Source organism: Pelomonas dachongensis, from assembly GCF_043555865.1.
Classification (GTDB): Bacteria; Pseudomonadota; Gammaproteobacteria; order Burkholderiales; family Burkholderiaceae_C; genus Pelomonas; species Pelomonas dachongensis.
The window spans coordinates 357,632-377,718 of record NZ_JBIGHY010000003.1 but is presented as its reverse complement, the minus strand read 5'-3'; the positions used below and the strand labels follow the sequence as shown (position 1 = coordinate 377,718).

The following is a 20,087-nucleotide window of genomic DNA, read 5'->3' as shown; positions in this document are numbered from 1 at the left end:
ATGGCCGCGTGCCAACTTGGCATCGGCCCGCGCGCCGTCAGCGCGGCTGCCAGCTCAGGCTGACGCTCCAGCCGCGCGGTGCAGCCGGCTCGAAGAAGCGCCGGTTGGCGTCGTTGACGATGACGCTGGCGGCCGTGACGCGGTCCAGCAGGTTGTCGGCGCGCACGCGCCAGCGCCAGTTGCTCGCCAGCGGCCCGCCCACGCTGAAGCCCCACAGGCCACCGCCCGCGGCGGACGCGGTGCCCACGTCGTCGGCCGGCAGGCGCGCGCGGGCTTGCAGGCTCAGCGAAGCGTCCAGCCCTTGCTCTCCCTGCCAGCGCAGTTCGGCGCTGCCGTAGCTGGCGGGCACGCCGGGCAGCGGCTGGCCGGTGGTCAGCACGCGCGTGGACAGCCGCGTGGCGGCGAGGTCCAGCGCCCAGTCGCGCGCCAGCGGCAGGCTGGCAGCGGCTTCCAGGCCGGTGCGGCGCGTGCGCGCGGCGTTGGTGAACACCGTGCGGCCACCGCTGCTCTGCAGCACGCTGATCTCGTCGCGCGTCTCGGCATGGAAGGCAGTCAACGCGATGCGGCGCTCACCGTCGCGCGCTTCCCAGCCGAGTTCGACCTGCTTGCTGCGCTGCTGGCGCAGCTCGGTGTTGAAGCCCGTGCCCTGGGCGCGGTAGGCCAGCTCGGTCAGCGTCGGCGACTCGGCCGCGCGGCCGAGCGCCAGGCGCAACACCTGGCCCTCGGCCGGACGCCAGGCCACGCCCAGCACCGGCTGCACGCCGCTGAAGCGCCGGTCGCCGCTGTCGTCGCCGTTGGCAAGATACCGGTCGCTGCTGTCCATGCGCAGCTGGCTGCCGCGCAGGCCGGCCAGCAGCTCCCAGTCTGGCGTGGGCGTCCAGCGCCACTGCGCGTAGGGCTCGCTGCTCAGCGCCCGGTTGGTCTCGTCGCGCTTCAGCGCGCCCGTCACGCCGGCGTCGCTGAAGTAGCCGCGCCGCGCATCGCGCTGCGCCTCGAAGGCCCAGCCCAGCGTCAGCTCGTGCTGCGCGGCCGGCGCCCAGTTCAGCCGCGCATCGACGCCGCCGAAGCGCCGCCGCAGCTCGATGACGCCGCCCGGGTGAGTCGGCGCGGTCTGCACGTTGGCGGGGATGGACTGCCACTGGTCCACCGCGCGGGCGCCCAGCCAGCCGGCGACCTGCACGCGCGTGGCCGCGCTGACGTCGCGCTGCCAGCGCAGCCCCATCTGCTGCTGTTCGGCCGTCTTGCGGGTGTTGAAGGCGGTGGCCTGCGGCGCGGTCTGGCGTGGGTCGGCGGCGAACTGCTCGGCCGTCAGGCCCAGCGGGTCGTCGGCCGGCTGGCTCTGCAGCTGCGCCACCAGCATCAGTTGCTGCCCGGGCGTGCGCAGCTGCCAGCGTGCCTGCGCCAGGCGGCGCTCGCTGGCGCTGTGCGCGCGCCAGCCGTCGCGCTGCGTGACCTGCGCCATCAGGCTCAGGGCCTGGTCCTCAGCCGGCAGTCGGTCCACGCTCGCGCTGATCTGGCGCAGGCCGAATGCGCCCAGCGTGAAGCCGGCCTGCGTGCGGGCCTCGGCCGGCCAGCGGCTGTTCAGCGCGACGACACCCCCGCTGGCGCTGCCGTACAGCGCCGAAAACGGGCCGCGCAGCACTTCCAGCGAAGCGGCGTCGGCGATCAGCCAATGGCCCAGCTGGCCCTGGCCGTCAGGCGTGCTGGCCGGGATGCCATCTGCCACCAGCCGCAGGCCGCGCACGCCGAAGCTGGCGCGCGCGCCGTAGCCGCGGCTGGACAGCTGCAGGTCCTGCGCGTCGTTGCCGCGGTTGGCGGCGTAGATGCCCGGGATGCGCGCCAGCGTGCGGGCCAGCGCCTGCGCCGGGTCTTGCGCGTCGGCGTCGCGGGCCAGCGTGGCGGCGTCCAGCCGCTCCAGCGCCAGCACGGGCGCAGCCGCGTGGCCGTGCAGCACGACGGTATCGAGCTGCTGGGCGGCGGCGCCGGCCAGCGCCAGTGTGGCGATCAGGCTCAAGGCTTGACGCGGACGATCTTGCCGGCGCTCTCCAGCACGAGGTAGAGCAGGCCGTCCGGGCCCTCGCGCACGTCGCGCATGCGGCCGGTGTCGGGGAACAGGCGCTCCTGCTCGACGACGCGGTTGTCGGCGCCCAGCTTCACGCGTTCCAGGTGGCCGAACTTCAGCGAGCCGATGAAGAAGCTGCCCTGCCACGCGGCGCCGTACTGGACGCTCTTGAGCTGCACCAGGCCCGCCGGCGCAATGGACGGCACCCACTTCACGTTGGGCTGCTCCATGCCGCCCTTGGCGGCCATGCCGTCACCGATCTTGCCGCCGCCGTAGTTCTCGCCGTAGGTGATGACGGGCCAGCCGTAGTTCAGCTTCGGTTTGATGAGGTTCAGCTCGTCGCCGCCCTGGGGGCCGTGCTCGTGCTCCCACAGCTGGCCCTTGGCGTCCAGTGCCAGGCCTTGCGAGTTGCGGTGGCCGTAGCTCCAGATCTCGGGCAGCGCGCCGGCGGTGGCGACGAACGGGTTGTCGGCCGGCACGCTGCCGTCCTTGCCGATGCGCACGATCTTGCCGAAGTGGTTGTCCAGCGTCTGCGCCTGGGCCATGCCCTTGTAGCGCTCGCCCAGGCTCAGGAACAGCTTGCCGTCCGGCGCCTCGACGATGCGGCAGCCGAAGTGCAGGCGGCTGTCCATCTTGGGCTTCTGGCTGAAGATGACCTTCACGTCGGTCAGGCGCTTGTTGTCGGCGCTGAGCTTGGCGCTGGCCAGGGCGGTGCCGTTGGTCTTCTTGTCGGCGCTAGGCTCGGCGTAGCAGAGGTATACGGTGCGGTTGCTGGCGAAGTCGCTGTCGGTGACGACGTCCAGCAGGCCGCCCTGGCCGACCGCGTCGACGGCAGGCACGCCGGCGATCGGCGCGCCCGGCTTGGCACCGGCTTTGGCCATGCGCAGCGTGCCGTCGCGCTCGGTGACGAGGAACTGGCCGTCCGGCAAGAAGGCCAGGGCCCAGGGGGTCTTCAGGCCTTCGACGACGGTTTCCAGGGACGGGGCGGCGTGGGCGACGCCCAGCGTCAGAAGAAGGGGTAGGAGGCGCTTGCTCATCGGTACGGCTCGTGGCTGCAGGGACGGGGCGCGCATCATCGCAGCCGCGCGGCGCACCGTGTGCGGGCGGGCCTTTCAGCCTCTGCGCATGACGACCAGCAGCCCCTGCACGGGCTCGTCGCTTTCCTTGCGGATGGCGCTCTGTGTGGCGGATTCGACGGAGAACCCGTGCGCCGCGGCCAGGCGCTGCAGGTAGGGCAGCGAGTGCGCATAGCGGCGGCGCGCATTGAGCAGGAAATCCGCGCCGTTGCTGGCCTCTACCGAGAACGCAAACAGCCCGCCGGGCCGCAGCGCCGCAGCAGTGGCGGCGAAGACGGCGTCCAGGTCGCCGATGTAGACGAACACGTCGGCGGCGACGGCGATGTCGAAGCGCGCGGCCGGGCCGGCCAGTGCGGCCGTGATGTCGGCGTGCAGCAGCTCGTCGTACGCGCCCAGTGCCTGTGCGCGGGCCAGCATCAGGCGGGACAGGTCCACGCCGGTCAGCCGACGCGCCAGCGGGCGCAGCAGCGGGCCGCACAGGCCGGTGCCGCAGCCCAGGTCGATGACGTCGGCCTGCGGCGCGGGCTGCGCACGTTGCAGCTCGGCCATCAGCAGCTCGGGCGTGCGGTAGGCCAGCTTCTGCACCAGGTGCTGGTCGAAGTTCTGCGAGTAGCTGTCGAACAGTGCCTCCACGTAGGCGGCGGGCGCCGTAGGCGGTGCTGGTTCCTCGCCCAGCGACGCCAGCACGTAGTGGATCTGCTCCACGTCCAGCCCCAGCGGCAGCGCTTGGCGGAAAGCTGCGATGGCCTGGGCCTTGCGGTGCAGCGTCAGCAGCGCCTCGGCGCGGCCGATCAGCGCCTCGGCGTAGTCGGGCTTCAACGCCAGCGCGGCGTCGAAGCTGGCCAGCGCTTCCTCGGGCCGCTCCAGCGCGCGCAGGCTGGTGCCGCGGTTGCGCAAGGCCTTGGCGTCGTCGGGGCGCAGCGCCAGCGCCCGCTCGAACGTCTGCACGGCCTCTTCGTGGCGGCCCAGGTTGCCCAGCATGTTGCCCAGGTTGGTCAGCGCGGCGGCGCTGTCCGGGCGCTGGGCCAGTGCGCGGGTCAGCAGCGCGTGGCCTTCGTCGAAGCGGTCGGTCTGGCCGGCGATGACGCCCAGCAGGTGCAGCGCGTCGAAATGCGTGGGCGCGAGCCGCAGCACCCGGCGGTACAGCGCCTCGGCCTCGGCCAGCCGGCCCTGCTGGTGCAGGGCCAGCCCGCGCTGGAAGTCGGTGTTCGCGGGGTCAGTCATCCCAGAGACTGCTGAGCATCACGAGCCCGACGCTGAGCAGGTCCACGCCCAGCGCGCCCGCCTGCTGCACGGTCATGCGGGGCCGGGGGGCCTCGCGTTGCACCCGGCAGCGCTCCTTCTCCACGGCCAGCACCGCATTGGCGATGTCTTCGGGGCTGCCCCAGGAAGGCGGCGTCGGCCGCGCCGGCGCAGGGGCGTAGGCCTGCAAGGCCTTCTCGACGGCCTGGGGGTCCAGCAGCGACAGCGCCGTGCGGCAGTGCGAACAGGCGTCTTCCTTGCGCAGGTCCACCGGCGCACCGCAGGCGCTGCAGTGGATGCTGCCGACCTTCTTCGCGATGTCGGCGATCTCGGGCTTCGTGAGTTGACGCACGAAGCCCTTCTCGATCATGAACGACGAGAAGCTGCTGAAGCGGCCATGCCGCTCGGCGCAGCGGTGCGTGATGTAGCGCCCGCTGCGCACGATGTCGAAGCCCTGCACCAGCCGGCTGCGGCACTCGGGGCAGTTCATGCGGCTGGCCAGCGGCGTGCGCGGCTCACCGTGGTGGCGGTGCATCTCCTTGAACACCGTGGCGATGGCTTCGGGCGCCAGCTTCAGGTTCTCCATCTGGTCGAACCAGATGCCGTGGCAGGCAAAGCAGAAGTCGATCTCGACCGTGCCGCCGTACTGAGCCGGCAGCACGTGCACCTGCAGCGTGTCGCCGCAGGAGGGACAGGGGCGGTGGGCAAGGCGGGACATGCGCGAATGGTAGTGGCGCTCGCCGCGCGGTTGCGATCAGGGGATGTCGGTTTCGGGGCAGCGCTGCTTCAATGCGGCGCTTTCCACTTTCGCCTTATGCCCCTGCCCATGCCCACACACGTTTCCCCTCGCCTGCGCACCGCCATGACGGCGGCGGCGCTGTCTGCGCTGTTGCTGCCGGCCGCTGCCGCGCCGGTCCTCGAACTCAAGCCAGGCCTGTGGGTGCATGACAGCGAGGTCTGGATCAACGGCCAGTCGCTGAAGCCGGCCATGCAGGCCTTGCGCTCCAAGGCGCGCAGCCAGCGCGATGGCGCCGTCGACGCGCCGGACGGGCAGGCTTGCCTGACGCCACAGCAGGCGCGCATCGACCTCGCCCGCTACCTGGAAACCGCGCTGGCCGACTCCGGCCCGTGGCGCTGCGAAACCCATGCCTCCCAACTGGACGGCGGCAACGCGAACGGCAGCTACGCCTGCCGCACCGGCGGTGGCGGGCTCACGCAGGGCAAGTTCTCGGCCACCTACGGGGCGACGCAGTACAAGCTGGAGCTCAACGGCCGCGGCAACGTGGTGGACGGCCGCACCGGCGAGGCACTGCCCGGCGGCGACATGGAGCAGCGTCTGCTGTCCACGGGCCGCTGGCTGAGCGGGTCCTGCTGACGCGCTGATCGAACGGCGCCGACGCGCGCCGTCAGCCCTCCATGCGCTGCTGAAACACCAGCCCCGCATGCTCGCGCAGCGCGTGGAACTTGATGCGCGGCCAGTTCTCCTGCATCGCGCGCAGCTCGCCGGCGTACTCCAGCAGCACGGTGGGCGCGTTGACCGCGTCCCACGCCACGCGGTGGGCGTTGTGGTCGATGAAGCGGCGCAGCTCCTTCTCGCCGCTGCCGGGCTGACCCTCGGCGTCGTCGCACGTCACCCAGCGCGCGACGTTGTAGCGCGCCGGCATCACGCGCGCCTTGCAGCCGTACTCGTGCTCCAGCCGGTGCGCGACGACCTCGAACTGCAGCTGGCCCACCGCGCCCAGCAGCAGCACGCTGCCGGCCTCAGGGCGGAACACCTGGATGGCACCTTCCTCGCCGAGCTGGCGCAGCCCTTCGCGCAGCTGCTTGGTGCGCAGCGGGTCGGCCACTTCCACGGACCGGAACATTTCCGGGGCGAAGAACGGCAGGCCGGTGTACTGCAGCGCCTCGCCCTCGGTGATGGTGTCGCCCAGCTGCAGCACGCCGTGGTTGGGAATGCCGATGATGTCGCCGGCAAACGCCTCGTCCAGCAGCTCGCGCTTCTGGCTCATGAAGGTGACGACCGAGTTGGGCCGCAGGCTCTTGCCCGAGCGCACCACCTTCAGGTTCATGCCGCGCTCGAAGCGGCCCGACGCCACGCGCACGAACGCGATGCGGTCGCGGTGGGCCGGGTCCATGTTGGCCTGGATCTTGAACACCACGCCGGTGAACTTGGGCTCTTCCGGCTTGACGGTGCGCTGCATGGCTTCGCGAACGTCGGGGGGCGGCGCCAGCTCGACGAGCGCGTCCAGCACTTCCTGCACGCCGAAGTTGTTGACGGCAGAGCCGAAGAACATCGGCGTCTGCTTGCCGCTCAGGAAGTCGCCGTGCACGAACTCAGGCGCGGCTTCGCGCACCAGCTCGATCTCGCCTTCGGCCTGCTCGTACTGCATGCCGAAGCGCTCCGCATACGCCGGGTTGTTCAGGCCTTCCAGCACCTCCTCCGTGCCGGCCGCGCGGTCCTCGCCGGGCGCGAACACGCGCATGCGCTGTTGGCGCAGGTCCATCACGCCGTGGAACTGCTTGCCCATGCCCACCGGCCAGGTGAAGGGCACGACGGTCATGCCCAGCTCCTGCTCGATCTCGTCCATCAGCGCCAGCGGGTCCTTCACCTCGCGGTCCATCTTGTTGACGAACGTGAGGATGGGCGTGTTGCGCGCGCGGCATACCTGCAGCAGGCGGCGCGTCTGCGGCTCCACGCCGTTGGCCGCGTCGATGACCATCAGCGCCGCGTCCACGGCGGTCAGCACGCGATAGGTATCTTCCGAGAAGTCCTGGTGGCCGGGGGTGTCCAGCAGGTTGATGACGCAGTCGCGGTACTCCATCTGCATGACCGACGACGCCACCGAGATGCCGCGCTGCTTTTCGATTTCCATCCAGTCCGACGTCGCATGCCGTGTGGCCTTGCGCGCCTTCACCGAGCCGGCGATCTGGATCGCGCCCGAGAACAGCAGCAGTTTCTCGGTCAGCGTGGTCTTGCCGGCGTCGGGGTGGCTGATGATGGCGAAGGTGCGGCGGCGGCGGACTTCGGTCTGGATGCGGGTGGGCAGGTCGGCGGACATGGTGAGGGAAGGGGTCTGACCTGCGATTGTCGGCGCTAGCCGCATTTGGGGGCGGTGTGGCTGCAATCCGTCCCGTCAAGATGGACCGCAGGCCCCTGGGTGACTAGGCTGCGCGCTCTTTCCGCTGCCAGCCTGCCCCCATGACCTCACTCTCGAACCGTCGTCGCGCTCCGTACTGGCGGCCCTGGCTGGCGCTGGCCGTCTGCGCGGCCCACGCCGGCATGACCGCCGCCGCCCCGCCGGACGACGACCGGGAGGCCCGCATCGCCCGTGTGCTGGCCGGGCTGCGGCCACCTGTCAGCTTCACGGGCGACGCCACCTGGACGCTGCAGGAGCGCATGCAGCACTACGGTGTGCCGGGGCTCACCGTCACCGTCATCGACCAAGACGGCCTGGCCTGGACCCGGGTCTACGGCCTGGCCGACCGCAAGCGGGGCGTTCCCGTCAGATCCGACACGCTGTTCCAGGCCGCCTCGATCAGCAAGCCGGTGGCCGCGTTCGGCGCGCTGGCGCTGGTGCAGGCCGGCAAGCTGACGTTGCAGTCGCCGGTCAACGCGCGGTTGAAGGCCTGGCGCATCCCCGACAACGATTTGACGCGCCAGGTGCCGGTCACGCTCGACCATCTGCTCAGCCACACTGGCGGGCTCACCGTCCACGGCTTTGCCGGCTATGCGTCGGGGGCCGCCGTGCCAGACGTGCTCGCGGTGCTGGACGGCACCCCACCGGCCAACTCGCCCGCCGTGCGGGTGGATCAGCTGCCGGGCCAGGCCTTCCGCTACTCGGGCGGCGGCTACACGGTGGCCCAGCTGCTGATGAGCGAGGCTGGCGGCCAGCCGTTCGCGCAGCTGATGCAGCAGCGGGTGCTCGGCCCCCTGGGTATGGCGGACAGCAGCTTCGAACAACCCATGCCGGCCGCGCAGCTGGCGCGCGCCGCGGCCGGCGTGCGGGTCGATGGCAGCGATGTGGCGGGCCAGCGCCACATCTATCCCGAGCTGGCCGCCGCCGGCCTGTGGACCACCTCGCAAGACCTGGCCCGCTTCGCCCTCGGCGTGCAGCGGGCCCTGCACGGCCAGAGCCAGCACGTGTCCGCGGCGCTGGCGCGCGACATGCTGACCGGCCGCGCCGGTGGCGACTATGGCCTGGGCTTCGGCCTGCCGCGGGAAAACGGCGAGGCCTACTTTGCGCATGGGGGCTGGAACGAGGGCTTCTGCGCGAGCCTGATGGCCAGCCAGACGGTCGGCCAGGGCGTGGCCATCATGATCAACGGCAACCAGCCCGCTCTGATGGACGAGCTGCGCCGGGCCGTGGCGCACGAGTACGGCTGGCCGGGCTTCAAGACGCGGGTGCCGCTGCCGGCCAGCGTCGAGGCGCTGCAGAAGGCGCCTGGCCGCTACCGCGTCAATGCAGAGCAGGTGATGGTGGTGACGCGCCAGGGCGAGCGGCTGTTCATGAGCCTGGTGGGCGAGCCCGCCAAGGAACTGGTGCCGGTTGCGGATGGCCGCTACCTGCAGCGCGAGCATGAGCAGGCGCGCAGCTTCGAGTCCGATGCGGACGGCCAGTGGGGCCTGCGCATGGAGCGCCCTCAAGGTGGTGCGCAATTGCTGCCCCGGCTGGCAGACACGCATCGCGCGCCGCGTGAACTGCTGTTGGCCGGCGACCAGGCCGCCGCGCTGGCCGCGTACCGGGCGCTGCGTGACAGCGGCGATGCGGCGGGCCAGGAGGCCTACCTGAACGATCAGGCCTACGCGCTGGTTGGTCGTGGCCGGCCGGGGCCCGCGCTGGCGTTGCTGCAGCTGAACACCGCGCTGTATCCCGAATCAGCCAACGCCTGGGACAGCCTGGGCGAAGTGCTGTTGACGCAGGGCGACCCCGCGAACGCCCGTGCGGCCTACCGCAAGGCGCTGGCGCTGCAGCCGGACATGGCGTCCGCGAAGGCGGCGTTGCTCGGGCTGGGCAACTAGGCGCGGATTGCCTCCTGGCGACCCGAACCGCTGCCGGGCCAGCCGCACCGGCAGCGCGCCTTGGCAGGGCGGGCGCCTCCCGCGCGCCAGACGCCCCGGTCCAGCCGCAAATCGTCAGCGGAGCACCGGCCATCGAGGCCATTTGGCTCATCGCATTCGACCGAGAACATGGGGCGCTTATCGCCCCAGGTCTGCGCGCAGGTGCGGGTATCGGCGGGGTGTGCTGCAGCGGCCGCAGGCGCGCATCAACCGATGAGCGCCTGTAGGCGCTGCTGCCATTGAGCGGCGGCATCGTGCGTGTTGAAGATGCCGAGCATGATGGGCCGGCGACCGACGAGGTGCAGGCACACCTGGAACCAGTCGGGATCTTCCAAGCCCGCGTGCCGCAGCACGGTGATGGCGGTCACGTGGTCGAAGGTCAGGGTCTCGCGGCGCAGGCCACAGCGGCGCACGATGCGGCGCTTTCGGGCGTCGAACCGCAGTTGCTGCGGTTGCACCAGCCCTATTGCGATGAAGGTCAAACCGAGCGCACCGCTGACCACGGCCAGCAGGGCGAAGGCCGCCGCGTCATGCCACAGAAACGGAGTCGGCAAAAGGCAGAAGGCCGCGCCGAAGCTGACCAGAGCCAGGCGTTTGTGCTGCGGCCAGCGCGCCTCTTCGTAGAGCAAGCCCTCCTGCGTCTGCGTGAAGAGCACCTTGTCATGTCGCTGCATAAAATCCGGGCCGTTGGGGTGTTGCACCGGCATCGGAGTGGTCAGCGCTGCGGCGCGGATGCGCCAAGCAGCGGCAGCGCGTCCAGCCGCCTGTCGATGTCGGCCAACATGCGGCGGTACGGCGGCGCATCGACGCCGCCATAGGTGGCGAGGAAGTCCTTGCGGCCCAGGAACTCCGGCAGGTCGGCCACGTCGGGCATGAAGTCGCTCTCGGGCGCGCCGCGCGCCAGTCGGTCCTGCAGCGTCCGCGGGTCCCGCCGGGCCAGCAGCCCAAAGCGCGTGCCGGCGCGGTCGGCGGCGATGTCGTTGAAGCTGAACCCGCTGCCGTCGCGCAGGTCGGCCACTTCCTTGTAGACGCCGATGGCGTCGGCCAGCGGGCCGCCGCCCTCCAGCGCCACCACGGCGGAGATCAGGAAATGCTGCGCGAAGTCGTCGCGGCCGGCCAGCGTCACCGACACGGGCTGCGGCAGTGGCGCGGCCTGGATGGCCGGCACCAGGTCGGCCATGCGCCGGCCGGTGGCCTGCAGTGCCAGCGTCAGCAGCGCGGCGCGGTTCTCTGCCAGCGCATCGGCGCCACCGGCGCTGCGCTGACTGGCGAGCGTGAACAGCGGCGGCAGCAGGCGGGCCAGCGGCACGGCGCCGCCGCCGCCCGCCGCGGCGTGCGCCTGCAGCGCACCGGCCAGCGCCTGGGCATAGGCGGTCAGCCGCGCCTGCTCAGCGGGCGGCAGCAAGGTGCCCAGCAGGCGCTGCAGGCCGTCGTCACCCCATTCGTAGATGACCTCGACGCGCGTCGGCGTCAGGCGAACGCGCCGCACCATGTCCAGCGCCAGCGCGCCCTCGGGCGTGGCATGCAGGCGCTCCAACAGATGCGGCAGCAACCGTTCGGCCACCCAGGCCGGCACCGGCAGCCGGCCCACGCGCAGGTCGTCGAGGGTGGGCAGGCCCGGGGTCTCGTGCAGCGTCACGCTGATGTTCAGCCAGGCGGCGACGGGGCTGTGGGGCACCGGCATGCTGGCCTGCAGGATGGCGCTGCCGCCGGCCAGCATCAACTGCGCCGACGCGCCGGGTGCGAGACGGCGGGACAGCTGGCTCAGCATCAGGTTGGCTTCGCGCTCGGTGGCGACCAGCGTGCGCAGCGGCCCGGTCGCCGGCCGGCGCGGGTCGTTGCGCTGCAGAAAGCTGCGCGCCCGCGCGATGTCCAGCGCCGACACCGCCGCCGGCCCCGGCCAGCGCGGCGATGCCTGGACCGCCAGCGCCAGCGCCACCAGGCCGGCAAACGCCAGCGCCAGGGCTGTCCAGGCGACTGCCTTCAGGCTCAGCCGCAGCGCGGCGCGCAGTCGGCCCGGGCGGGCTGCCGCGCTCACTCCTCCAGCAAGCTACGGAGCATCCATGCGGTCTGTTCATGCACCGTGATGCGCTGCGTCAGCAGGTCGGCGGTGGGTTCGTCGCCGGCCTTGTCGACGGTGGGGAACAGCTGGCGCGCGGTGCGGGCGACGGCTTCGTGGCCTTCTTTCAGGATGCGCACCATTTCCAGCGCTTTGGGCGGCGTGGTGGGCGCATCGGGCAGGCCGCTGAGCTTGGCGAACTGCGCGTAGCTGCCTGGCGCCGGGTGGCCCAGCGAGCGGATGCGTTCAGCCACCGGGTCCACCGCGTTCCACAGCTCGGTGTACTGCGCCATGAACATCGCGTGCAGGCTGTTGAACATCGGCCCGGTGACGTTCCAGTGGAAGTTGTGCGTGGTCAGGTACAGCGTGTAGGTCTCGGCCAGCAGCTTGGACAGGCCGGCCACGATGGCCGCACGGTCCTTGTCGCTGATGCCGATGCTGATGGTCTGGGGGGCGGGGGTTGCGGATTTCTTGGCCATGGAGGGCTCCAAAAACGAGATGGCGGGAAGCCTAACGGATTCGGGCTGCGAGGCTATCGTCCAAAGGACTTACACGCCCAGCCGCTCGAACTCGCTCTCCACCTGCGCCAGCCACACGCGCAGGCGCTGGCGCTCCAGCAGGCCCAGCCTGGCGCCCTCGCTGCCGGGCGCGTTGCGGGCCGACCAGAAGCTGGCGTCGGCCGCGTCGATCTTGCGCAGCACGATGTCCTGCAGGTGCTTCAGCGGCATCGTGCGGGCACCCAGGCCCAGCGCGCGTTCGAGCTGGCCGGAGCGTTCGAGCTGCGAGAAGTCGTCGCCACGCAGCTGGTTCAGCACCAGCACGTAGTCCAGCCGGCCGCCGAAGCGGTCCAGCAGCCGGGCCAGCAGGTCCACCGAGTCGCGGCCGGCGTCCATCACATGCCAGTAGCGCACGGCCAGGCCCGACTCGGCGGCCAGGTCCAGCACGCCGGACTCGTCCATCCACCGCGCCAGCGCGTCGTGCGTCTGCGCGGCCAGGTCCACCAGCACACGCCGGCCCGGATCGGCCACGGCGCTCTCGACGATGGCGTCCAGCGCCGCGAAGTTGTCGATCAGCGCGGGCGACGCGTAGTCGGCGTAGAAGCGCAGCAGCGCGCCGTGCGAGCGGTCGGTGTCGAAGCCGGTGAACGGGATGCCGCGGTCGATCAGGTACTGAGCCAGCAGGCGCGACAGCAGCGACTTGCCGACGCCGCCCTTCTCGCCACCGACGAAATGGATGGCGCCGTTCGTGGGCTCGACGGGAGGGTGGCTCATGGCGTCAGGCGCGCGTGGCGCAATGTGAGGATGCGGCGGATTGTGCAGCGCAGCATGCTGGCGCGATGTTTGTTATTGCGACAGCCTCGCCACGCCGCCCAGCTCGCAGGCGTAAATGGCATTGCGCAGCGCCGCGATGGCCTCGTAGCGCGTGAAGCTGCGCCGCCACGCCAGCACGACGCGCCGCGTGGGCACGGGGTCGCTGAAGGGCACGAAGCGCAAGTGGCTGGACGGGTCGCGCGCGACCGAAAGATGCGGCACCACCGTCACGCCCATGCCGGAGGCAACCATGTGCTTGATGGTCTCGAGCGACGAGCCCTCGAAGCTGCGGCGTATGCCCTCGGCGTCGCTGGAAAAGCGCGCGAACTCTGGGCAGACCTCCAGCACGTGGTCGCGGAAGCAGTGGCCCGTGCCCAGTAGCAGCATGGTCTCGCGCTTGAGTTCCTCGGCGCTGATGCTCTCGCGCGTGGCCAGCGGGTGTGCGGCCGGCAGCGCGACGACAAAGGGCTCGTCGTACAGCGGCGCCGTGGCCAGGCCGGTGTCCGGGAACGGCTCGGCCATGATGGCGCAGTCCAGCTCGCCGGTGCGCAGCATCTCCAGCAGCTTCACCGTGAAGTTCTCCTGCAGCATCAGCGGCATCTGCGGGTACTGCTCGATGGTGTGCTTGACCAGCTCGGGCAGCAGGTAGGGGCCGATGGTGTAGATGATGCCCAGCCGCAGCGCGCCGGCCAGCGGGTCCTTGCCGCGCTTGGCGATCTCCTTGATGGCGCCGGCCTGGTCCAGCACCGACTGCGCCTGGCGCACGATTTCCTCGCCCAGCGGCGTCACCGACACCTCGTTGCCGCCGCGCTCGAAGATCTTCAGGTCCAGCTCTTCTTCCAGCTTCTTGATGGCGACGGACAGCGTCGGCTGCGACACGAAGCAGGCCTCAGCCGCGCGGCCGAAATGGCGTTCGCGGGCAACGGCGACGATGTAGCGCAGTTCAGTCAGGGTCATGGGGCCGAACGCTACACTGCCGCCGCCCCACGAGGGTCTTCAGGGTTTATACGGAGAACCGCATGACTGAACGCAAGCTGATGACCCTGCCCCGCCTGGCGCAGATGCATGCCGGCGGCGAGAAGATCGCGATGCTGACCTGCTACGACGCGGCCTTCGCCAGCCTGCTGGATGAAGCCGGCGTGGACATGCTGCTGGTCGGCGATTCGCTGGCCAATGTGCTGCAGGGCCGCGGCTCCACGGCGCCGGTCAGCCTGGACGACATGCTGTACCACACCACCTGCGTGCGCCGCGGTGTGAAGTACGCCTTCGTCGTCGCCGACCTGCCTTTCGACAGTTACCACGTGAGCAAGGAAGAGGCGTGGAAGAGCGCCGCCGCGCTGGTGAAGGCGGGCGCCCACATGGTCAAGCTCGAAGGCGGTGGCTGGACGGCGGAGACCGTGCGCTTTCTGAGCGAGCGGGGCATCCCGGTGTGCGTGCACCTGGGGTTCACGCCGCAGACAGTCACGTCGCTGGGCGGCTTCAAGGTGCAGGGCCGCGACGAGGTCAGCGCCGCGCGCATCCGGCGCGAGTCGCAACAGGCCATCGAGGCCGGCGCTGCCATGCTGCTGTACGAGATGGTGCCGGCTGCGCTGGCCGCGGACATCACGGCCACGTCGCCCGTGCCCGTCATCGGCATTGGCGCCGGCGTCGGCTGCTCGGGCCAGGTGCTGGTGCTGCACGACATGCTGAACATCACGCCGGGCCGCAAGCCGCGCTTCGTCAAGGACTTCATGGCCGGCAAGGACTCGGTGCTGGCGGGCGTGAAGGGCTATGTGGACGCCGTGAGGGCCGGGAGTTTTCCGGTCGACGCGGTGCACGGGTTCTGACATGCAGGTGATCCACTCGATCAGCGAGCTGCGCGAGGCGCTCGCCATTCACCGCCAGCGCGGCTTCGTGCCCACCATGGGCAACCTGCACGAGGGGCACCTGCAGCTGGTGCGGCAGGCGCGCGAACTCGTCGGGCCGGCCGGTGCGGTCGTCGCCAGCATCTTCGTGAACCGGCTGCAGTTCGCGCCGCACGAGGACTTCGACACCTACCCGCGCACTTTGGAGCGCGACTGCGAACTGCTGCAAGGCGCCGGCTGCGACATCGTCTTCGCGCCCAGCGAGAAAGAGCTGTACCCCGAGCCGCAGGGCTACAAGGTGGTGCCCCCGCCCGAGCTGGCCGACATCCTGGAAGGCCATTTCCGCCCCGGCTTCTTCACCGGCGTCTGCACCGTCGTGCACAAGCTGTTCAACATCGTGCAGCCGACGCTGGCCGTGTTCGGCAAGAAGGACTACCAGCAACTGATGGTGTTGCGCCGCATGACCGCGCAGATGGCGCTGCCCATCGAGATTCACGGTGGCGAGACGCGCCGCAGCCCGGATGGCCTGGCGCTGTCGTCACGCAACGGCTACCTGAGCAACGCTGAGAAGACGGAGGCGCTGCGGCTGTCGCGCACGCTGAAGGCCCTGATCGCGCGTTGGCAGGCGGGCGAGCGCGACCTGCCGGCGATGGAGGCCGACGCCATGCAGTCGCTGCGCGACGCCGGTTGGTTGCCGGATTACGTCACACTTCGGGTCCGCCACGACCTCAGCGGCGCCGTGGACGGCCAGCCCCTGGTGGCGCTGGCCGCCGCGCGGCTTGGCACCACGCGGCTCATTGACAATCTTGAGGTCAGTTGACGGCGGTCACTTCGACGTCGAAAACGAGCGCCGCGCCACCGGGGATCGTGCCCTGGCCGGCGTTGCCGTAGGCCTGGGCGGCCGGGATGGTGATGGTGCGCTTGCCGCCCACCCGCATGCCCTGGACGCCCGCGTCGAACCCGGAGATGACCGTGCCGCCGCCCAGCTTGAACGGGAACGAGCCGGCGTCGAACTTGGTGCCGCGGGTGTCAGCCACGCGCGCGTCGTACAGATAGCCGCTGTAGGTGACAGTCGCGGTCTTGCCCGTGTCGGCAAGGGTGCCCACGCCAACCAGAGAGTCCTGCGTCTTCAGCGCCGTGACGGCCAGCCAGCCGTTCGGGTCCACGGCCGTCAGTTCGATGTCGAACACCAGCGCCGCGTTGGCGGGGATGACGCCGTTGCCGGCACCCGTGCTGCCGTAGGCCAGGCTGGCCGGCATGGTCACCGTGCGCTTGCCGCCGACCTTCATGCCCTGCACGCCCTGGTCGAAGCCCTTGATGACATTGCCCGCACCGACCAGCACGTACAGCGGCGAGCCGGTAGCGGTAGCGTTGCTGTCGAACTGGGTGCCTTTGGTGTTGGTGTTGCGCACGTCGTACAGCCAGCCGGTGTAGGTCACCGTCACGGGTTTCCCGGCGTCTGCGGTTGCACCGGTGCCGACGGTCGCATCCACCGTCTTCAGTGTGGTCACCGCATTCCACCCATTCGGGTCGCTGGTGATGGGCGTGCCTGAGTCACCTCCACCGCCGCCGCAGGCGGCGAGCGCAAGCACGGAGCTGAGGGCGACCAGGAGTGTGGAGCGGCGGGAAACAGACTTGAGCATGACGGTGCGGCAAAGTGAAGACACGCCGCTGTTGGCGGCGGCGCACTATAGCCAGCACCAGCAACGGCGCCGTCAGCTGGACGCAGGTAAGGGCATGTAATGCACGTCAACAGATGGGCGCGGCAACCGTTGAGCCCGCAACCACGGAGACCGCCATGCGCCTGACTGCCCGCCTTGCCAGCCTTTTCCTCACGCTGGGCGCTGCTACCTTGATGACTGCCTGCGGCGGCGGTGCCTCTGTCGAGGTCGGCGTGGGCGGAGGCGGGGGTGGGGGCGGCGGCGGCACGTATCCGCGTCCCAACCCGAATCCCAACCCACCCACGCAGTCCTGCAGCGCAGCCGGCCTGGCCGCGTCGGCCGCGAGCCAGTGGGGCACGGTCTGCATGCTGACCAGCAGCGGCGAGATCGTCGTCGAGCTGTACGACACCTATGCGCCGCAGACGGTCGCCAACTTCTACAAGTACGTGTCGGCCGGCTTCTATGCCAACACGCTGATCCACCGCGTGGACCGCGACTTCGTCGCGCAGGGCGGCGGCTACCGCAGCGGCATGGTCGAGAAGCAGCCGCTGTACGCGCCCATCAAGCTGGAGAGCAACAACGATCTCTCCAACCTGCGCGGCACGATCGCGATGGCGCGCCGCAGCGACCCGGACTCTGCCACCAGCCAGTTCTTCTTCAACGTGGTGGACAACACCAGCCTGGACTACCAGAGCGCCGCCAACCCCGGCTACGCGGTGTTCGGTCGCATCATCTCGGGCCTGAACACGCTGGACGCGATCAACGTGGTGCCGGTCTACCGCTACAGCTCAACGGACATCCAGCCGCGCACCGAAGTGCTGGTGTACTGGGCGCAGCGGCTGAAGTAGACACAGTCCATCCCGGCGGCTTGCCGTTCATCACGGCTCGTCGCCGTTCGTCATCGCCCCCCCGCTCGACCGGTGCCCCCATCGGCACCATGCGCTCCATCACAACCTCGATGGAGATCCGCATGACCTCTCGCAAGCGTTCCTGGATGGCCCTGTTCGGTGCCGCGGTCGGCATGGCGACGGCACTGTACGTAGGCAACGGCCAGGCGGCGACGGCCGACTTCCGTGACCTGCGCGTCGAGGTCGTCGGCACCGGCCGGCCGGTCGTCATGATCCCGGGCCTGAACAGTGCCGCCAGCGTCTGGACCGAGACTTGCGCCGCATTGCAGCCCGGCGTGCAATGCCACATCGTGCAGCTGCCCGGCTTTGCGGGCGCACCGGCTGTGGCCACCGAGCAGTTCCTGCCCGCCATGCGCGACCGCCTGCTGGCCTACCTGGACGACCGCCAGTTGCGCCAACCGGTCGTCCTGGGCCACAGCCTGGGCGGCGCGCTGGCGCTGCAAATGGCGGCCGAGCAGCCGGGCCGCATCGAGCGGCTGGTCATTGTCGACTCGCTGCCCTTCTTCGCCGGCCTGCGCGGCATGACGCCCGAGCAGGCGAAAGGCATGGCGGCCGGCATGCGCCAGCAGATGCTGGCTGGCACGAAAGAGCAATGGGAAGCCGGCACCCGCCAGGGCGCGGGCGGCATGAGCCGCGATCCGGCCAACGTCGAGCGCATCGTCGCCTGGGGCCTGGCCAGCGACCGCGCGACCACCGCGCAGGCGATGTCCGAGCTGTGGGGCGGCGACCTGCGCCCGCTGCTGCCGCGCATCACCGCGCCCACGCTGGTGCTCGGCGCCTGGGCCGCCTACGAATCCATGGGCGCCACGCTGGACAGCACGAAGAAGACCTTCGAGACGCAGTACGCCGGCCTGCGCGGCGTGCAGGTCCGGATGAGCGCGCGCGGTCACCACTTCCTCATGTGGGACGATGCCAACTGGCTGGTCGGCGAGGTCAAGGCGTTCATCAGCGCGCGCTGAACGCACGCCGCGAGACCGGGGCAACGAGGGGGAGATGACGACACGCCGACGCCAGATCTGGCAGGCCCTGGTGTGGGGCCTGTACGTGGCCCTCTCGCTGGTGATGCTCGCCAGCTTCCAGCCGATCAGCGGCTCGCTGGTCTTCGTGATGGGCTGCGTGGGTGCGGGGCTGTGGGGTGTCAGCGAAGCGCTGCGCGTGCTGGTGCTGCGCAGCGGCTGGCTGGACGGCTCGCCCCGTGCGCTGGTGCTGCGCCTGGTGTTGCTGCCGCCGCTGTTCGCGATGGGACTGCAGCTGCTGCTGTACGGCATCAATTGGACCGGCCTGCGGCTGGGGTTGCTGCAGTTTCCGCCCGGCATGCCGCACGGCCTGATGGCGCTGGTCACCTACACGGTCAACACCAGCATCCTGCTGTGGCTGTGGCTGGCCGTGTGGGTGGGCGTGCAGCTGCTGACGCGCTGGCGCCTGGGCGAGATTGCCAAGTGGCAGGCCGAGGCCGCGGCCCGCGCGCTGGAACTGCAGGTGCTGCGGGCGCAGGTCAATCCGCACTTCCTGTTCAACGCGCTGAACAACCTGCGCGCCCTCATCAACGAAGACCCGGCCCGCGCCCGCGAGATGCTGACGCGCTTGTCCAACACGCTGCGCCACACGTTGACGCACAGCACCCGGGAGCGCGTGCCGCTGACAGACGAGCTGGCCGTGGTGCGAGACTACATCGCGCTGGAGCAGCTGCACCACGAGGAGCGGCTGCGCGTGGACTGGCAGGTCGATCCGGCCGCCGCTGGCGCCAGCGTGCCGCCCATGCTGCTGCAGCTGCTGGTGGAGAACGCCATCAAGCACGGCATCGCCCGCACGCCGGGCGGCGGCGTCGTGGACATCGCCATTTGCCGGCAGGGCGCGCTGCTGACCCTCGTCGTGTCCAATCCCGGTCGCTGGGCGCCCGGCAGCACCGAAGGCACCGGGCTGGGGCTGGCCAACCTGCGCGAGCGCCTCGCCCGCAGCGGTGGCGAGGGTGCGGCTTGCCGCATCGACACTGACGGCGGGCGCGTCACCGTGACCGTCACCGTGGACCTGAACGCCGCATGAAGATATTCATCGTCGAAGACTCGCGCCTGGCCCGCCAGGAGCTGCGCACGCTGCTGGCCGCTATTCCCGACGCCGACATCGTCGGCGAGGCCGCCGAGCTAGCGCCCGCCCGCGAGGCTGTCGAGCAGCTGCGGCCCGAGCTGCTGCTGCTGGATGTGGAACTGCCCGGCGCCACCGGCTTCGACCTGCTGGACCAGCTGGAGCACCTGCCGCTGGTCGTCTTCACGACCGCCTACGACCAGCATGCGCTGGCTGCTTTCGAGCGCAACGCGCTGGACTACCTGCTCAAGCCCATCGAACCGCAGCGGCTGGAGGCTGCGCTGGCCAAGGCGCGCGAGCGGCTGCGGCCGAAGTCTGCGGCCGCCAGCGCCACGGCGACGAACCTGGCGCTGAACACGACGACGAAGGGCGCCGACGACATGGTCTTCCTGCGCGACGGTGAGCGCTGCTGGTTCGTGCGGCTGGGCGACATTGCCGGCTTCGAGGCCTGCGGCAACTATGCGCAGGCCTGGTTCGACGGCCAGCGGCCACTCATCAGCCGCACGCTGACCCAGCTGGAGGAGCGGCTGGACCCGCAGCTGTTCTTCCGCGCCAGCCGCAGCCACCTGATCAACCTGCGCTGGATCCAGACCATCGCGCTATCCAGCAACGAGGGCTACCGCGTCACGCTGCGCGACGGCCACCAGGTCGAGGTGTCGCGGCGCCAGGCCAGGCTGCTGCGAGAAAAGCTGGAGCTGTAGTCGGCGTGCAGCCTGTCCCAGGCGTTGTGCGGTTCGTCGCAAGCTGCGTTCATCGGCCGCTGCCGTCCGCGACGATCCAGCTC

At 70.5% G+C, this 20,087-nt stretch carries 19 protein-coding genes; 8 read left to right on the top strand and 11 right to left on the bottom strand.

Features of this window, described 5'->3' with window-relative positions:
- Nucleotides 1–37 precede the first annotated feature (37 nt).
- The 4 genes from ACG02S_RS10790 to ACG02S_RS10775 form a co-directional block, all read right to left on the bottom strand.
- On the bottom strand, nt 38–2,014 hold the full coding sequence (locus ACG02S_RS10790) for a TonB-dependent receptor family protein (protein WP_394470457.1): 1,977 nt from the start codon (nt 2,012–2,014) through the stop codon (nt 38–40).
- Entirely contained in the window at nt 2,011–3,099 is a 1,089-nt protein-coding gene (locus ACG02S_RS10785) for a PQQ-dependent sugar dehydrogenase (protein WP_394470456.1), read from the bottom strand. The genes ACG02S_RS10790 and ACG02S_RS10785 overlap by 4 nt, the downstream gene beginning before the upstream one ends.
- A 75-nt stretch (nt 3,100–3,174) precedes the next feature.
- On the bottom strand, nt 3,175–4,362 hold the full coding sequence (locus tag ACG02S_RS10780; protein WP_394470455.1) for a tetratricopeptide repeat protein: 1,188 nt from the start codon (nt 4,360–4,362) through the stop codon (nt 3,175–3,177).
- The gene (locus tag ACG02S_RS10775; RefSeq protein WP_394470454.1) at nt 4,355–5,098 is read right to left on the bottom strand and encodes a zf-TFIIB domain-containing protein; all 744 of its coding nucleotides are present in this window, start codon (nt 5,096–5,098) and stop codon (nt 4,355–4,357) included. Before ACG02S_RS10775 ends, ACG02S_RS10780 begins: the two co-directional genes overlap by 8 nt.
- Nucleotides 5,099–5,206: 108 nt before the next feature.
- Between ACG02S_RS10775 and ACG02S_RS10770 the strand changes: the two genes are divergently transcribed.
- Nucleotides 5,207–5,755 carry a DUF3617 domain-containing protein gene (locus ACG02S_RS10770; protein WP_394470453.1) on the top strand — a complete coding sequence of 183 codons (549 nt, stop codon included), beginning with the start codon at nt 5,207–5,209 and terminating at the stop codon, nt 5,753–5,755.
- 31 nt (nt 5,756–5,786) lie between these two features.
- On the opposite strand, the gene ACG02S_RS10765 is transcribed toward ACG02S_RS10770, so the two are convergent.
- Entirely contained in the window at nt 5,787–7,439 is a 1,653-nt protein-coding gene (locus ACG02S_RS10765) for a peptide chain release factor 3 (RefSeq protein WP_394470452.1), read from the bottom strand.
- 140 nt (nt 7,440–7,579) lie between these two features.
- Here ACG02S_RS10765 and ACG02S_RS10760 point away from each other — a divergent pair, with 140 nt between their 5' ends.
- On the top strand, nt 7,580–9,400 hold the full coding sequence (locus tag ACG02S_RS10760) for a serine hydrolase domain-containing protein (RefSeq protein ID WP_394470451.1): 1,821 nt from the start codon (nt 7,580–7,582) through the stop codon (nt 9,398–9,400).
- A 245-nt stretch (nt 9,401–9,645) separates the two neighbouring features.
- Here the strand turns inward: ACG02S_RS10760 and ACG02S_RS10755 are convergent, their stop codons facing one another.
- From ACG02S_RS10755 to ACG02S_RS10735, 5 genes are all read right to left on the bottom strand, one after another.
- Nucleotides 9,646–10,113, bottom strand: coding sequence for a hypothetical protein (locus ACG02S_RS10755; RefSeq protein ID WP_394470450.1), 468 nt, complete (start codon nt 10,111–10,113; stop codon nt 9,646–9,648).
- A 41-nt stretch (nt 10,114–10,154) separates the two neighbouring features.
- On the bottom strand, nt 10,155–11,477 hold the full coding sequence (locus ACG02S_RS10750) for a hypothetical protein (RefSeq protein WP_394470449.1): 1,323 nt from the start codon (nt 11,475–11,477) through the stop codon (nt 10,155–10,157).
- A complete protein-coding gene (locus ACG02S_RS10745; protein WP_394470448.1) occupies nt 11,474–11,977 on the bottom strand; it encodes a Dps family protein in 504 nt (167 codons plus the stop codon). Before ACG02S_RS10745 ends, ACG02S_RS10750 begins: the two co-directional genes overlap by 4 nt.
- 69 nt (nt 11,978–12,046) lie before the next feature.
- The gene (locus ACG02S_RS10740) at nt 12,047–12,769 is read right to left on the bottom strand and encodes a P-loop NTPase family protein (protein WP_394470447.1); all 723 of its coding nucleotides are present in this window, start codon (nt 12,767–12,769) and stop codon (nt 12,047–12,049) included.
- A gap of 72 nt (nt 12,770–12,841) precedes the next feature.
- Complete coding sequence (locus tag ACG02S_RS10735) at nt 12,842–13,765, bottom strand: hydrogen peroxide-inducible genes activator (protein ID WP_394470446.1); 924 nt, start codon at nt 13,763–13,765, stop codon at nt 12,842–12,844.
- Nucleotides 13,766–13,827: 62 nt separating this feature from the next.
- On the opposite strand from ACG02S_RS10735, the gene panB reads away from it, so the two are divergent.
- Together panB and panC are read left to right on the top strand one after the other, a co-directional pair.
- Nucleotides 13,828–14,634: a 3-methyl-2-oxobutanoate hydroxymethyltransferase gene (gene panB / locus ACG02S_RS10730; RefSeq protein WP_394470445.1), complete on the top strand. Its 807-nt coding sequence runs from the start codon at nt 13,828–13,830 to the stop codon at nt 14,632–14,634.
- Between the two features lies 1 nt (nt 14,635).
- The gene (gene panC, locus ACG02S_RS10725; RefSeq protein ID WP_394470444.1) at nt 14,636–15,472 is read left to right on the top strand and encodes a pantoate--beta-alanine ligase; all 837 of its coding nucleotides are present in this window, start codon (nt 14,636–14,638) and stop codon (nt 15,470–15,472) included.
- Here panC and ACG02S_RS10720 read toward each other — a convergent pair.
- Nucleotides 15,465–16,295, bottom strand: a complete 831-nt coding sequence (locus tag ACG02S_RS10720; protein WP_394470443.1) for an FKBP-type peptidyl-prolyl cis-trans isomerase — start codon at nt 16,293–16,295, stop codon at nt 15,465–15,467. The genes panC and ACG02S_RS10720 overlap by 8 nt on opposite strands.
- Nucleotides 16,296–16,450: 155 nt before the next feature.
- Here ACG02S_RS10720 and ACG02S_RS10715 point away from each other — a divergent pair, with 155 nt between their 5' ends.
- The 4 genes from ACG02S_RS10715 to ACG02S_RS10700 all read left to right on the top strand — a co-directional run bounded on the left by ACG02S_RS10715 (nt 16,451) and on the right by ACG02S_RS10700 (nt 20,004).
- Nucleotides 16,451–17,161, top strand: a complete 711-nt coding sequence (locus ACG02S_RS10715; protein ID WP_394470442.1) for a peptidylprolyl isomerase — start codon at nt 16,451–16,453, stop codon at nt 17,159–17,161.
- 122 nt (nt 17,162–17,283) lie between these two features.
- Nucleotides 17,284–18,180, top strand: a complete 897-nt coding sequence (locus ACG02S_RS10710) for an alpha/beta fold hydrolase (protein ID WP_394470441.1) — start codon at nt 17,284–17,286, stop codon at nt 18,178–18,180.
- A gap of 34 nt (nt 18,181–18,214) precedes the next feature.
- On the top strand, nt 18,215–19,264 hold the full coding sequence (locus ACG02S_RS10705; RefSeq protein ID WP_394470440.1) for a sensor histidine kinase: 1,050 nt from the start codon (nt 18,215–18,217) through the stop codon (nt 19,262–19,264).
- Nucleotides 19,261–20,004, top strand: a complete 744-nt coding sequence (locus tag ACG02S_RS10700) for a LytR/AlgR family response regulator transcription factor (protein ID WP_394470439.1) — start codon at nt 19,261–19,263, stop codon at nt 20,002–20,004. Before ACG02S_RS10705 ends, ACG02S_RS10700 begins: the two co-directional genes overlap by 4 nt.
- Nucleotides 20,005–20,087: the final 83 nt, after the last annotated feature.